Origin of the sequence: Allokutzneria sp. NRRL B-24872, assembly GCF_002155965.1 — a bacterium.
In the GTDB taxonomy this organism is placed as follows: domain Bacteria; phylum Actinomycetota; class Actinomycetes; order Mycobacteriales; family Pseudonocardiaceae; genus Allokutzneria.
The window spans coordinates 1-12,558 of the sequence record NZ_MUMH01000242.1; the positions used below are offsets into that span (position 1 = coordinate 1).

Consider the following 12,558-nt stretch of genomic DNA (forward strand, 5'->3'; position numbering starts at 1 on the left):
TGAGGACAGGCCCTAGCGGGTGGTGAAGGCGCCGCCGTTGACGTGCAGGGTCTGGCCGGTGATGTGGCGAGCCCCCGCCGAGGCCAGGAAGTACGTGGTCTCGGCGATGTCGTCCGGGTGCCCGGCGCGGCCGTTGTGCGTCGCCTCGATCAGCGCCGCGCGCCGCTGGTCGCTGAGCTGTCCCTTGAAGAACTCGGTCTCGGCGATGTAGCCGGGTGAGATCAGGTTCGCGGTCAGTCCCTTCGGCCCGACCTCCGAGGACAGTCCGGCCGACCACGCGGCCAGCGCCGCTTTCGCCGCGCCGTAAGAGGACGACGCGAACTCGGCGCCGATCGAGCCGACGTTGATCACCGCTCCGCCGGGCCGCAGCCTGTCGAGCATGGCCGCGGTCGTCAGCACCGCGCTGAGCAGGTTGGCGTCCAGGTTCGCCCGCCACGCGGCGGCCACCCCGTCGAGCGGGGAGAGCCCTTCGCGCGGCGGGTCCAGGTCGGTGTTGCCGCCCGCCATGTTGACCAGGACGTCCAACTCCGGCCCGAGGTCGTCGGCCAGGCGTGCCACCTGCCGGGGATCGGTCGCGTCGCAGGTGATCGCCCGGACGTCGAGCTCGGCTGCGGTCGCGGCGAGCTTGCCGGCGTCGCGCCCGGTGATGACCACGGTGTCCCCGGCGGAGCGGAAGCGGGCGGCCACCGCCCTGCCCAGGCCGGTCGAACCGCCGGTGACGAGCACGGTGCGAGTCATGAGAGTGCCCCTCTGTTATGTTTAGGTCTAAACGTTTAGATCTAAACGTAGCAGGGAGTCTCAGATGGGACCAGGTGCCGAGGGGTACCCGCTCGAGCAGGTCGCTTCGTGGCCCGCGGCCGACATCGCCTCGGCGTGGCAGCGGGAACTGCCCGGCGTGCGCACGGGCTCGATCGAGATCATCACGCCGCTGTGGCGGATCGCGAAGGTCCTCGCCGACGACCGCCGCCGCACCCTGGCCGAACTGGGGGTCGACCCGTCCACGCTCGACCTGCTCAGCGTGATCAGGCGCTCCGGCCCGCCCTACGAGCTGACCACGCGCGAGATCGCCCGCAGGACCATGGTCACCGCGGGCGCCGTGTCCCAACGCGTCGCGCGCGCCGAAGAGGCCGGGCTGGTGGAGCGGTCATCGTCGTCGGCATCGCGTCGCGCGGTCGCGGTGCGGCTCACCGAAGCGGGTCACGAGCTCATCGAACCCGTTGTGCGCCACCTGCTCGAACACGAAGCCGACTTGATCGACTCGATGACCGATGCCGAGCGCGCGACGCTGACCGGCATCCTGTCCCGGTTGGAACGGGCCCTGCTCTCAGGTGGCCGGCTCTCAGGCGGCCAGGGCTCCGGCGGTGAGTGAGAGCACGGCGTCCAGGCCGCGCGGGCGGTCGCGGTGCCGGGTGTGCGGCAGGACGTAGACCGCGAGTCCCACTCGGGCCGCTGCTCCGTCCTTGACCGGGTCGTCGCCGACGAACAGGGTCCGCGACGGCTCGACACCCAGTTCCTCGCAGGCGATGCGGAACAGCTCCGGCTCGGGCTTCACGGAGTCGTGCTCGCACGAGAGCACGAAGGAGTTGATCAGGTCGGTGACGCCCAGCTCGGCGAAGGAGGGACGGATGTCCCAGCCGATGTTGCTCACCACGCCGAGCTTCAGCCCGTCGGCGTGCAGGGACTTCAACACCGAAGCGGTGTCGGGGTAGGCGGGCCAGGAACCCGGGTCGGCCAGGCACGCGTAGAGCGACTCGCCGAGCAGTTCGGGGTCGGCGTCGGAACGGAAACCCTTGGCGGACTCGGTCATCATGCGCGTCCACACGGTGCGGTGGCGCTGGGCGGAACGGTCGCACCCCTCGCGTTCGACGAGGCCAGCAGGCCCGTCGACCCGCTGCCTGGAGCGCTGGATCAACTCGGCTGCCTCGGTCAAACCCAGTAAGACCCCGCGATCGGCGGCCTGGGCCTGAACGCCGTACGGCGTCAGCACGTTGCCGTCGTCGAACAGCGTCCCCGAGAAGTCGAAGAGCACAGCGTCGAACCGTCGAGACACGCACACCCCCTGGCTTGTGGCCTCTCGATCGAGGCTACCCAGAGATCAGTCCGCCCCGGCCCGCCAAGCCGCTGTGACGGCGGACAAGGCCGCCGCCCGGTCTACGCCGATCCGCCGAACGGCGGAGACGAACTCCCTGGCCAGAGCGGTGAGCTCGGCCGGGGTGTACTCCTCGGTGATCTCCGCCACCACGGTGCCCCTGCGGCCCGCCGTGCTCAGCATCCCGGCCGTCTCCAGCTCCACGCGTGCGCGCTGATACCTCGTTCCACGAGGAACGCCGTCGCGATCCAGAAGTCCCGGTGCCACTCGACGCCCTCGCGGAACGGGGCCATCAGCTCGCGCTAGGTGGTACGTAGTCCCGTCTGGATCGCGGTACCAGCGAAGTGCGACGGCGAGCAGCGCCACGGCGGCTTGGCAGGGCACGAGCACCACGAACTCCCGACTGCGTCCTGAGTGCTCGATGCAAGTCGGGAGTTCGGTGACCTGTCAACTCAGCCCAGGGTGCCGGTGGCCAGGAGTCCACCGTCGATCCGCACGGTCTCGCCGCTGATCCACGCCGCCGCGTCCGAGGCCAGGAACGCCACCAGGCCCGCGACGTCCTCCGGGGCGCCGAGGCGCTTCAACGGGTACGCCGACGCGGCGTCGTCCTCGCGGCCGGTGTAGAGGTGCTCGGCGAACTTCGTCTTCACCACGGCGGGGGCGACCGCGTTGACCCTGACCTTCGGGCCGAGCTGCCACGCCAGCTCCTCGGTGAGCCGGATCAGCGCCGCCTTGCTCGCGCCGTAGGCCGCGATCACCCCGCTGGAGCGCAGTCCGGCGACCGAGGCGACGTTGACGACCGCGCCGCCGTGCTCGCTCATCCACGCCTTCCACGCCTGCTGCACGAAGCCCAGCGCGCCGACGACGTTGGTGTCGAAGATCTTGCGGACCGCGTTGAGGTCGGCGTCCATCAGGAAACCGAAGACCGGGTTGATCCCGGTGTTGTTCACCAGCACGTCCAGCGAGCCGAAGCGCTCCACGGTCCGGCCGACAGCCTCGGCGCGCGCCTCGTCGGACCCTGTGTTCGCCACCACTGCGAGAACCCGGTCCGCTCCGCCCTCGGTCGTCGCCGCGAGCTTGTCAGCGGCGGCGTTCAGCTCGTCGGGCTTGCGGGCGGTGATGGTCACCGAAGCGCCCCTGGAGAGCAGTTCCTCGGCGATGGAGAACCCGATGCCCCTGCTGCCGCTGGTGATCAGCGCGGTGCGTCCGGCGAAGTCGTTCGGCGTGGTCATGTCTGCACTCTAGGGCTGGTTACCGGCCAGTAGCCAGGGCGCGTGGCAAAAGTGGTCGAACGCGTCGCGTAAACTACGGGCGTGGTCTTGATGGATTAGCGGCGCGCGTGGCCTGCCTTGGACCGAGGCGGGCAGATGCCCCCTGTCTTCCGCCACGCGATTCGTCTGGAGTTCTTCCCTTGATCACTGTCACGGACCTTGAGCTGCGCGCGGGCTCCCGCATTCTGCTGTCCGACACCACCCTCCGCGTCCAGCCCGGCGACCGGATCGGCCTCGTGGGCCGCAACGGCGCGGGCAAGACCACCACGCTGCGCGTGCTCGCGGGCGAGGGCGACCCCTACGCGGGCACCGTGCTGCGCTCCGGCGAGCTGGGCTACCTCCCGCAGGACCCGCGCGAGGGCGATCTGTCCATGACCGCGAAGGACCGCGTGCTGTCGGCGCGCGGGCTGGACGAGATCCTGCGCGAGATGGAGAAGTCCCAGGCGGTCATGGCCGAGCTGGTCGACGAGAAGGCCCGCGACGCCGCCGTGCGCAAGTACGGCCGCCTCGAGGACCGCTTCGCCGCGCTCGGGGGCTACGCCGCCGAGAGCGAGGCCGCCCGCATCTGCGCCAACCTCGGCCTAGCCGACCGCGTGCTCGCGCAGGAGACCGGCACCCTCTCCGGTGGTCAGCGCCGCCGCGTCGAGCTGGCCCGCATCCTGTTCGCCGCCACCGAGGCGGGCTCGGGCAAGTCCGACACGATCCTGCTGCTGGACGAGCCGACCAACCACCTCGACGCCGACTCGATCACCTGGCTGCGCGGCTTCCTCAAGGGCCACAGCGGCGGCCTGATCGTGATCAGCCACGACGTCGACCTGCTCGCCGACGTGGTGAACAAGGTGTGGTTCCTGGACGCCGTGCGCGCCGAGGTCGACATCTACAACATGGAGTGGAAGCGCTACCAGGAGGCGCGCGCCGCCGACGAGAAGCGCCGCAAGCGCGAGCGCGCCAACGCCGAGAAGAAGGCGGGCGTGCTCAAGGCGCAGGCCGACAAGATGCGCGCCAAGGCCACCAAGGCCGTCGCCGCGCAGAACATGGCCCGCCGCGCGGACAAGCTGCTGGCCGGGCTGGACGAGGTCCGCGTCTCGGACAAGGTCGCCAAGATCCGCTTCCCGCAGCCCGCCCCGTGCGGCAAGACGCCCCTGATGGCCGAGGGCCTGTCCAAGTCCTACGGCTCGCTGGAGATCTTCGCCGGGGTGGACCTGGCGATCGACAAGGGCTCGCGCGTGGTGGTGCTCGGGCTCAACGGCGCGGGCAAGACCACGCTGCTGCGCCTGCTCGGTGGCTCGGAGTCCTTCGACGCCGGGGAGGTCGTGCCCGGTCACGGCCTGCGGCTGGGCTACTACGCGCAGGAGCACGAGACGCTGGACCACAACGCCTCGGTCTGGGAGAACATCCGGCACGCCGCCCCGGACACCGACGCGCAGCAGCTGCGCTCGCTGCTGGGCGCGTTCCTGTTCACCGGCGAGCAGCTGGACCAGCCCGCCGGAACGCTCTCCGGCGGGGAGAAGACCCGGCTGGCGCTGGCCGGGCTGGTCTCCAGTGCGGCGAACGTGCTGCTGCTGGACGAGCCGACCAACAACCTCGACCCGGCCAGTCGCGAGCAGGTGCTCGACGCGCTGCGCAGCTACCAGGGCGCGGTCGTGCTGGTCACGCACGACCCGGGCGCGGTGGAGGCGCTGGAGCCCGAGCGGGTGATCCTGCTGCCCGACGGCACCGAGGACCACTGGTCGGCCGATTACCTAGAGCTGGTGCAGCTGGCCTGACCGACCACCACGGCGGGGCTGCGGCCCCGCCTTTAGCGCGCCCGGATGATCCACAGGGCGTGACTCGCCGATCACGTGGCGATGATTTTTCATGATCGCCTGGCGTTTGCGGCTTCCGTGTTCGATCATTGCGGCGACAGGGGCCATGATCGGCCCCATTGGTCAAAACGGAAGGCGGGACAAGGTGGCTGACCTGAAGAAGGGCGCCCGGATCACGGGGACGGCCCGGGACAAGCTTGCCGCTGACCTCAAGAAGAAGTACGAGAAGGGGGCCAGCATTCGCTCCCTCGCCGAATCTACCGGGCGCTCGTACGGCTTCGTGCACCGGGTCCTCAGCGAATCGGGGGTGACTCTCCGCGGCCGTGGCGGCGCCACGCGGAGCAAGAAGAAGTAGACCCGGCGCGAGGCAGCGCAACACTCTCTCATCGTCACGGACAGGAGCCCGAGTGTCGATCGTCGACGCTGGCCTGCTCGACGCCGGGGGCGTCCAGCTCGCGCTGGACGGCCCACTGGCAACCATCACCCTGCACCGTCCGGAGGTGCTCAACGCGCAGACCCCCGCGACGTGGGCGGCGCTGCGCGGGATCGGGGAGGCGCTCTCCCCGGAGGTGCGGGTGGTCGTGGTGCGCGGGTCCGGCCGGGCTTTCTCGGCCGGGCTCGACCGCAGCCTGTTCACGGCGGGAGACGGTGACGGCGGCCCGGGGCTCATGTCGATCGCGACGATGCCCGCCGAGCGGGCCGATGCGGTCATCGCCGAGTTCCAGGCGGCCTTCAGCTGGCTGCGCGATCCGGCCCGGGTGACCGTCGCCGGGGTGCAGGGCCACGCGATCGGGGCCGGGTTCCAGCTCGCGCTGGCCTGCGACCTGCGGATCGCCGCCTCCGACGCCAAGTTCGCCATGGCCGAGACCGGTCTCGGCCTCGTCCCCGACCTCGGCGGCACGCTGCCGCTGGTGCGCTGCGTGGGCTACTCCCGCGCGGTGGAGATCTGCCTGACCGGCAGGCGGGTCGGCGCCGAGGAGGCCGAGCGCATCGGCCTCGTCACCTCCGTCACTCCCGTCGACGAACTCGACGACGCGGTGAACAACCTCGTCAGGGCGCTGCTCGTGCCGCAGCCCGGCGCGAGCGGGGAAACGTTGGCCCTGCTGCACTCCGCTGCCGACAACCCGGTGCCCGAGCACCAGCTCGCCGCCGAGCGCGCCGCGCAGATCCGCCGCCTGGCCGAGCTCAACGCCCTGCTCAACCCCACCTGACCCCGGGGCGGAGGACTTCTCGGAGGAAATGTCTCGGCCGGGAAGATATCGGGACCTCCTGGTGTTGTGCTGGGCGCGACACAGGGGAGAGGACCGGCCGCCGTGGATGGAACGTGGATGTTGATGCGCAGCGCGATGGAAGGCGCTGACGTACCGAACAAGATTCGCAAGGGCACGCTGAAGCGCGTGCTCTCGTTCGCGCGGCCGCACCGGCGCACGCTCGTCGCGTTCCTGGCGATCACCGTGGTCACCGCCGTGCTGGCGGTCGCGACACCGGTGCTCGCGGGGCGGGTGGTCAACGAGATCAGCGGCGGCGGGGACTCCGGCGTCGTCGTCGGCATCGCGTTGCTGATCGCCGGGCTGGCCGTGATCGAGGCGGGTGTGGGGCTCGTCGAGCGGTGGTTGTCCTCGCGCATCGGCGAAGGGCTGATCTACGACCTCCGCCGCGCGGTCGTGGGGCACGTGCAGCAGATGCCGATCGCGTTCTTCTCCCGCACCCGGACCGGCGCGCTGGTCAGCCGCCTCAACAACGACGTGATCGGCGCGCAGCGGGCGTTCACCTCGACGCTCTCCGGGGTCGTCGCCAACGTCATCCAGCTCGCGCTGGCGCTCGGCGTGATGCTGACGCTGTCCTGGCAGGTCACCGTGATCGCGCTGGCGCTGCTGCCGGTGTTCGTGCTGCCCGCGCGGCGCATGGGGCGCAGGATGGCCGCGCTGCAACGGGAAGCGGCCGGGCACAACGCGACGATGACCACGCAGATGACCGAGCGGTTCTCCGCGCCGGGCGCCACGCTGGTGAAGCTGTTCGGGCGCCCCAAGGACGAGGCCGACGAGTTCGGCGCGCGGGCGGCGCGGGTGCGCGACATCGGCATCCGCACCGCGATGAACACGCGCGTGTTCATCACCGCGCTGACCCTGGTGTCGAGCTTGGCGCTGGCGCTGGTCTACGGCCTCGGCGGCTGGCTCGCGCTGGAGGGGCAGCTCGCGGCGGGCACGGTCGTCTCGCTCGCGCTGCTGCTGACCCGGCTCTACACGCCGCTGACCGCGTTGGCCAACGCGCGGGTCGACGTGATGAGCGCGCTGGTCTCCTTCGAGCGGGTGTTCGAGGTGCTCGACCTGCCGCCCGCGATCACCGAGAAGCCTGATGCCGCAAAGGTTCCGGACGGTCCTGTCGCGGTGGAGTTCGACAACGTGCGTTTCGCCTACCCGGCGGCGGACAAGGTTTCCCTCGCCTCCCTTGAGGAAGTGAAGACCCTGGACACCCGTGGCGGCGAGGAGGTGTTGCACGGCTTGAGCTTCCGCGCCGAGGCGGGTCAGCTCGTCGCGCTCGTAGGCTCCTCCGGCGCGGGCAAGTCGACGATCGCCAGCCTGGTGCCCCGGCTCTACGACGTGGACTCCGGGGCCGTTCGACTGTCCGATGTGGACGTTCGCGAGCTGTCGTTCGACTCGATCAGGCAGAGCGTGGGCGTGGTGACCCAGGACGGGCACCTCTTCCACGACACCATCGGCGCGAACCTGCGCTACGCCCGTCCGCACGCCACCGATGCGGAGATCTGGGACGCGCTGCGCGGAGCCCGGCTCGCCGACCTGGTGCGTTCGCTGCCTGACGGCCTGGAAACCGTTGTGGGAGAACGGGGTTACCGGCTCTCCGGCGGTGAGCGGCAGCGGCTGACCATCGCTCGGCTGTTGTTGGCGCGACAGCGGGTGGTGATCCTGGACGAGGCCACCGCGCACCTGGACTCCGAGTCCGAGGCGGCCGTGCAGGAAGCCCTCGCCGAAGCGCTCGCGGGCCGGACCGCGTTGGTGATCGCGCACCGGCTGTCCACGATCCGCGCCGCCGACCAGATCCTGGTCGTGGAGGCGGGTGAGATCGTCGAGCGCGGCACGCACGACGAACTCCTCGCGGAACAGGGACGCTACGCCGATTTGTACCGAACTCAGTTCCGTCAGGAACCCCAGTCCGCAACGCCGGCGGCGCTGCCGCACGCGCTGGAGGACTTCGGCGCACTGTGGCGGCAGAGCCTCATCGAGGTGCGGCGGCTGTTCCCCACGCGGCTGCGCCTGGTGCTCGACGGTGACAAGGGCACCGAAGCGCGGCTGCGCGAACTGGTCCGCGCGGAGGAGGAGTGCTGCCCGTTCTTCGCCTTCACCGTGACGCGCGAGGGCGACCGGCTCGTGCTCGACACCGACGTGCCGGAGGCCGCGGCCGCCGTGCTCGACGAGATGGCGACCGCGGCCCTGAAGTCACGCGAGTCGGGGGACCCGCTTGCCGTAGTGGGCGAGTAGGTCCTTGTTCGCCTGGTCGCCGCCCTCGGTGTTGGCGCTGCGCCACAGCGGCAGGTCGACGCCGTCGCGCTCGGCCCGCGCGTGCAGCGAGACCAGCAGCAGGTTCCACACGAACATCGTGGCCAGCGAGGACAGCGGGGCGGTGACCGCAGCGCCCGCCGGGTGCGCGGCGTCGCCCGGCGGGACCAGGGTGTCCAGCACGATGCTGGACTCGGCGGCCAGCGTGGTGCCCGAGCGCTTCGGCGCCGCCGAGCTGGCCGGACCGGAGGTCACGCCGATCACCGGGAGCCCGGCCGCGCGCCCGGCCCTGGCCAGCTCGACCGGGTAGGGGTTCACGCCGGAGGTGGAGAAGACGATCAGCACGTCGTTCGGCCCGAGCGGATCGGCCGCCAGCACCTCGGCGGCCAGGCCGGTGCGCCGCTCGGCGTCGGTGCTGGACTTCGCGCCGTGCATCGGCAGCAGGTCGGGGTGGTAGAGCGGGCGCACGCAGGACAGCCCGCCCGCGCGGTAGAAGGTCTCGGCGACCGCGGCCAGCGAGTGGCCAGCCCCCGCCGTGACGATCAGCCCGTCCTTGGCGATCGCCGTGGTCAGCGCGCCCACCGCGCGTTCGACGGCCTCGGAGTTGTGTCGCTCCAGCCTGTCGAGGTGTTCGTGCACCGTCGCCGCGTATCCCATGCATGTGGTCTAAACCACTCGGTGCGCGGTGTCAACCCGGTGCCGCCCGCGCCGGACGGCACCGGGTCACCTCACCAGCCGCTGTAGCCCCACGCCGTGTGGTGGACCGGCGTCGAGCTCCGGCCGCAGGTGATGCGAGCTCCGGCGTTGTTGGACCAGATCGTCAGACCCGTGCCGTGCAGGCCGACGCCGCACATCCGGATGCCGAACGGGGCGGCGAAGCGGAACGACCCCTTCGGCGCGCAGTGGTACTTGCTGTCGTCGGTGATGTAGAGGCCGGCGTACTGCGGCTTGTCGCAGATTCCGATCCTGCTCTCCTCCGCCCCCGCTGCGGCGCCTGAGCCGAGCAGGGCGAGCGCGACCACTGCGGCCGTTCCACGTGACATCGAGTTCATCGCGGTTCCCCGTTTCAGCTCGTGCAGAGGTAGCGGTTCAGCCGGATCTCAACGGCGTACGGGCTGTTGTTCACCAGCCGTGCCGGACGGCCGTAGGCCCAGGTGTCGAGTGGGCCCGCGTATCCGGGCTGGCAGCGGCGCGAGCTGGACACGACGATCGCCTTGCCGTTGGCGTCGTAGACGCAGTAGTGGCCGGACTCGCAGCCCAGGACGGTCTCGCTCGGGGCGGCGCCCGCTTTGCCCGCCGCGATCGCTCCGGCGATGAGGGTTGACCGTCGTCTCCGCAGGTGGGAGACGTGAGGAAACGCGAGTGTCAGGGGTCGGTCGTAGCCTCCGGGGGCATGCGGGAGTTGCGGATTCGCCCAGCGCGGGCGGCGGACGCGGAGGCGATCACCGAGCTGGTGCAGGCGTCCTCGGCCTACCACGGGCGTTATCAGTCCATTGTGGACGGTTACCTGGTGACGGGTGCACAGGTGGAGTCGACGGTGACCTTCCTCGCCGAGGACGGGCGGGGGCGGGTGCTCGGGTGCTACAGCCTGGTGCCCGGTGGCGCCGAGCTGGACCTGTTGTTCGTGGCAGACCGGGCGCAGGGCGGCGGGCTCGGCGCGCGGCTGGTGCGGCACATGCTGGAGCGGGCCCGGGAGCTGGGGCTGGCGTCGGTTCGCGTGGTCTCGCACCCGCCCGCCGAGGGCTTCTACCTGCGCACGGGTGCCCGTCGGGTCGGGACGGTGCGGCCCAAGCCGCCGAAGGTGCCCTACGCGCGGCCGGAGCTCCGCTGGGACCTTGTGGATCGAACAGGGGATGTGTTCGTATGAACATGTGGAGAGTTCGGAACGGTATGACCTGATCGCGGGCGCGCTGCGCGAGCGGGACCGCGTCGAGGTCGCCGAGCTGGCCGAGCTGACCGGCTGCTCGGAGATGACCATCCGGCGCGACCTCGACGTGCTGGAGCGCGACGGGCTGCTGCGCCGGGTGCGCGGCGGCGCGGTCAGCACGCTCAGCGGCGAGGGTGCTCCCTACGGCGTGCGCGCCCGGCAGCAACTGGAGGTGAAGCAGCGCGTCGGCAAGGTCGCCGCCGAACTGCTTGACGACGGCGAGAGCGTGGTGATCGACGCGGGCACCACCACGCTGGAGGTCGCGCGCGCGGTCGTGGGCCGCAGGCTCACCGTGCTGCCGCTGTCCCTGCACGTGGCCAACGCTCTCGCCGAGGGGGCGGGGATGCGGCTGGTGCTGCCGGGCGGTGAGGTGAGCCCGCGTGAGCTTGCCTTCCACGGCGCGCTGACCAGGAGCGCCTTCGAGCGGATGCGCTTCGACACCGTCGTACTCGGCGTGTGCGGGCTGACCGCCGCCGACGGGGTCAGCGCGTTCGACCTGTGCGACGCCGAGACCAAGCAGGCCGCCATCCGCGCCTCCGCGAGGGTGGTCGCGGTGACCGACTCGGCCAAGCTCGGCCGCGTCGCCTTCGGCCGCGTCTGCCCGATCACCGACCTCGACGTCCTGGTCACCGACCGGGACGCGCCAGCGGCACAACTCGACCGGTTCCGCGAGGCCGGTGTGGAGGTTCACCTTGCCTGACGTCCCCGGATCTCCCGTCGCCGCCGCGCCGCCGAGGACCGCGCGGCGGGCGACCTCGCTGGTCTTCGGCGTGCACGCGGGCCTGTTCGCCGCGTGGACCCCGCACATCCCGCTGGTCAAGGAACGGCTCGGGGTCGGCGACGGCGTGCTCGGCCTGCTGCTGCTCGGCGCCCCGGTCGGCGCGCTGCTGGCGATCCTGGTGGCCGGTCCGATGATCGCCAGGTGGGGCAGCCGCCCGATGATGATGGTCACCGCGCTCGGCTACGGCGGGGTGTCCTTCCTGCTCGGCCTCGCGGACTCCGGTGTCGCGCTGTTCCTCGCGCTGATGGTGTGGGGCGCGTTCCAGAGCGCGCTCGACGTGGCGATGAACGCCCAGGCCGTGCTGGTCGAACGGCACTACGACCGTCCGGTCATGTCCAGCTTCCACGGGTTCTGGAGCCTCGGTGGTTTCGTCGGGGCCGGCGTGGGAGCGCTTGCAGTGGGTGCGAACGTCGGCCTGACGACGCAGATGCTCGTGCTCGGCGCGGTGCTCATCGCCGTGGTGTTCGGAGTGAACCGCGTGCTGCTCGTCGGCGATCACGTTCAGGAGACCGACGCCCACGCGAAGGTCCGCACCCGCGACGTGCTGCGCGACGGACGGCTCCTCGCCTTGGGAGCGCTCATGTTCGCGGCGTTGCTGTGCGAGGGCGCGGCGGCCGACTGGGCGGCGATCTACCTCCGCGACTGGCTCGACACCTCAGCCTCGTTCGCGGGGGCGGGCTACTCGGTGTTCGCGGTCGCGATGTTCGTCGGGCGCGGGCTCGGGGACCGGTGGGTCGCTCGGTACGGCCCGCGCCTGGTGGTCGGCGGGCTCTCGGTGCTGGCCGCCGCCGTGTTCTCCGTCGGCCTCGTGGTGGCTCAGCCGTGGGCGGCGCTGCTCGGCTTCGCCGCGCTCGGCCTCGGCGTGGCGTGCGCGGTGCCGGTGGTGTTCTCCAGTTCCGCGGAGCTGCCGGAGCGCCACCCGGCCCAGTCCATCGCGGCGGTCTCGGCGATCGCCTGGCCCGGCTTCCTGTTGGGGCCCACGGTGATCGGCGGCCTGTCGGAGGCGGTCACGCTGCCCTTCGCGCTCATCCTCCTGCCCGTGCTGTGCGTGGCGATCGGCCTCGGCGCCCGCCTGATCCTCCGCGGCCGTCCCTAAGGGATGTCTCGTAAAAGGGTGTTGTGGTTGCCGCTGCTCGGTGTCTGGTGTCAGCCGGTGAGTGCGAGGTTCCG

The 12,558-nt window shown here is 71.2% G+C and carries 14 protein-coding genes and 1 pseudogene; 8 read left to right on the top strand and 7 right to left on the bottom strand.

Going from position 1 to position 12,558, the window contains the following annotated elements:
• Nucleotides 1-12 precede the first annotated feature (12 nt).
• Entirely contained in the window at nucleotides 13-738 is a 726-nt protein-coding gene (locus CCN37_RS36860; protein ID WP_086830001.1) for an SDR family NAD(P)-dependent oxidoreductase, read from the bottom strand.
• Nucleotides 739-802: 64 nt separating this feature from the next.
• Between CCN37_RS36860 and CCN37_RS36865 the strand changes: the two genes are divergently transcribed.
• The gene (locus tag CCN37_RS36865) at nucleotides 803-1,369 is read left to right on the top strand and encodes a MarR family winged helix-turn-helix transcriptional regulator (RefSeq protein WP_086830003.1); all 567 of its coding nucleotides are present in this window, start codon (nucleotides 803-805) and stop codon (nucleotides 1,367-1,369) included.
• Here CCN37_RS36865 and CCN37_RS36870 read toward each other — a convergent pair.
• The 3 genes from CCN37_RS36870 to CCN37_RS36880 form a co-directional block, all read right to left on the bottom strand.
• Nucleotides 1,340-2,050, bottom strand: a complete 711-nt coding sequence (locus tag CCN37_RS36870) for an HAD family hydrolase (RefSeq protein WP_168201035.1) — start codon at nucleotides 2,048-2,050, stop codon at nucleotides 1,340-1,342. The genes CCN37_RS36865 and CCN37_RS36870 overlap by 30 nt on opposite strands.
• A gap of 45 nt (nucleotides 2,051-2,095) precedes the next feature.
• Nucleotides 2,096-2,293 (bottom strand): hypothetical protein, encoded by a 198-nt coding sequence (locus CCN37_RS36875; RefSeq protein ID WP_086830007.1) that lies wholly within the window; start codon nucleotides 2,291-2,293, stop codon nucleotides 2,096-2,098.
• Between the two features lie 248 nt (nucleotides 2,294-2,541).
• The gene (locus tag CCN37_RS36880) at nucleotides 2,542-3,321 is read right to left on the bottom strand and encodes an SDR family oxidoreductase (RefSeq protein ID WP_086830009.1); all 780 of its coding nucleotides are present in this window, start codon (nucleotides 3,319-3,321) and stop codon (nucleotides 2,542-2,544) included.
• 179 nt (nucleotides 3,322-3,500) lie between these two features.
• On the opposite strand from CCN37_RS36880, the gene CCN37_RS36885 reads away from it, so the two are divergent.
• From CCN37_RS36885 to CCN37_RS36900, 4 genes and pseudogenes are all read left to right on the top strand, one after another.
• Entirely contained in the window at nucleotides 3,501-5,126 is a 1,626-nt protein-coding gene (locus tag CCN37_RS36885; protein ID WP_086830011.1) for an ABC-F family ATP-binding cassette domain-containing protein, read from the top strand.
• Between the two features lie 184 nt (nucleotides 5,127-5,310).
• Nucleotides 5,311-5,520: a helix-turn-helix domain-containing protein gene (locus CCN37_RS36890; RefSeq protein WP_030429267.1), complete on the top strand. Its 210-nt coding sequence runs from the start codon at nucleotides 5,311-5,313 to the stop codon at nucleotides 5,518-5,520.
• 52 nt (nucleotides 5,521-5,572) lie between these two features.
• Nucleotides 5,573-6,376: an enoyl-CoA hydratase/isomerase family protein gene (locus tag CCN37_RS36895; RefSeq protein WP_086830013.1), complete on the top strand. Its 804-nt coding sequence runs from the start codon at nucleotides 5,573-5,575 to the stop codon at nucleotides 6,374-6,376.
• Between the two features lie 102 nt (nucleotides 6,377-6,478).
• A pseudogene (locus tag CCN37_RS36900) lies at nucleotides 6,479-8,341 on the top strand (ABC transporter ATP-binding protein); the annotation flags it as partial.
• Nucleotides 8,342-8,620: 279 nt separating this feature from the next.
• Here the strand turns inward: CCN37_RS36900 and CCN37_RS36905 are convergent.
• The 3 genes from CCN37_RS36905 to CCN37_RS40410 all read right to left on the bottom strand — a co-directional run bounded on the left by CCN37_RS36905 (nucleotide 8,621) and on the right by CCN37_RS40410 (nucleotide 9,884).
• Nucleotides 8,621-9,337: a sugar isomerase domain-containing protein gene (locus tag CCN37_RS36905; RefSeq protein WP_086830015.1), complete on the bottom strand. Its 717-nt coding sequence runs from the start codon at nucleotides 9,335-9,337 to the stop codon at nucleotides 8,621-8,623.
• Between the two features lie 71 nt (nucleotides 9,338-9,408).
• Complete coding sequence (locus tag CCN37_RS36910; RefSeq protein ID WP_143262004.1) at nucleotides 9,409-9,723, bottom strand: hypothetical protein; 315 nt, start codon at nucleotides 9,721-9,723, stop codon at nucleotides 9,409-9,411.
• 23 nt (nucleotides 9,724-9,746) lie between these two features.
• Nucleotides 9,747-9,884 carry a hypothetical protein gene (locus CCN37_RS40410; RefSeq protein WP_168201036.1) on the bottom strand — a complete coding sequence of 46 codons (138 nt, stop codon included), beginning with the start codon at nucleotides 9,882-9,884 and terminating at the stop codon, nucleotides 9,747-9,749.
• Nucleotides 9,885-10,073: 189 nt separating this feature from the next.
• On the opposite strand from CCN37_RS40410, the gene CCN37_RS36915 reads away from it, so the two are divergent.
• The 3 genes from CCN37_RS36915 to CCN37_RS36925 are packed head-to-tail and all read left to right on the top strand — an operon-like array spanning nucleotide 10,074 to nucleotide 12,484.
• On the top strand, nucleotides 10,074-10,547 hold the full coding sequence (locus CCN37_RS36915) for a GNAT family N-acetyltransferase (protein ID WP_086830026.1): 474 nt from the start codon (nucleotides 10,074-10,076) through the stop codon (nucleotides 10,545-10,547).
• Between the two features lie 4 nt (nucleotides 10,548-10,551).
• On the top strand, nucleotides 10,552-11,307 hold the full coding sequence (locus CCN37_RS36920) for a DeoR/GlpR family DNA-binding transcription regulator (protein ID WP_086830019.1): 756 nt from the start codon (nucleotides 10,552-10,554) through the stop codon (nucleotides 11,305-11,307).
• The gene (locus CCN37_RS36925; RefSeq protein WP_168201037.1) at nucleotides 11,300-12,484 is read left to right on the top strand and encodes an MFS transporter; all 1,185 of its coding nucleotides are present in this window, start codon (nucleotides 11,300-11,302) and stop codon (nucleotides 12,482-12,484) included. Before CCN37_RS36920 ends, CCN37_RS36925 begins: the two co-directional genes overlap by 8 nt.
• Nucleotides 12,485-12,558: the final 74 nt, after the last annotated feature.

Bases quoted from the DNA above. Each gene is read 5' to 3' on its own strand.
- CCN37_RS36905 (WP_086830015.1), bottom strand. From the start codon at position 9,337: ATGGGATACGCGGCGACGGTGCACGAACACCTCGACAGGCTGGAGCGA.
- CCN37_RS36910 (WP_143262004.1), bottom strand. From the start codon at position 9,723: ATGTCACGTGGAACGGCCGCAGTGGTCGCGCTCGCCCTGCTCGGCTCA.
- CCN37_RS36865 (WP_086830003.1), top strand. From the start codon at position 803: ATGGGACCAGGTGCCGAGGGGTACCCGCTCGAGCAGGTCGCTTCGTGG.
- CCN37_RS36880 (WP_086830009.1), bottom strand. From the start codon at position 3,321: ATGACCACGCCGAACGACTTCGCCGGACGCACCGCGCTGATCACCAGC.
- CCN37_RS36915 (WP_086830026.1), top strand. From the start codon at position 10,074: ATGCGGGAGTTGCGGATTCGCCCAGCGCGGGCGGCGGACGCGGAGGCG.
- CCN37_RS36860 (WP_086830001.1), bottom strand. From the start codon at position 738: ATGACTCGCACCGTGCTCGTCACCGGCGGTTCGACCGGCCTGGGCAGG.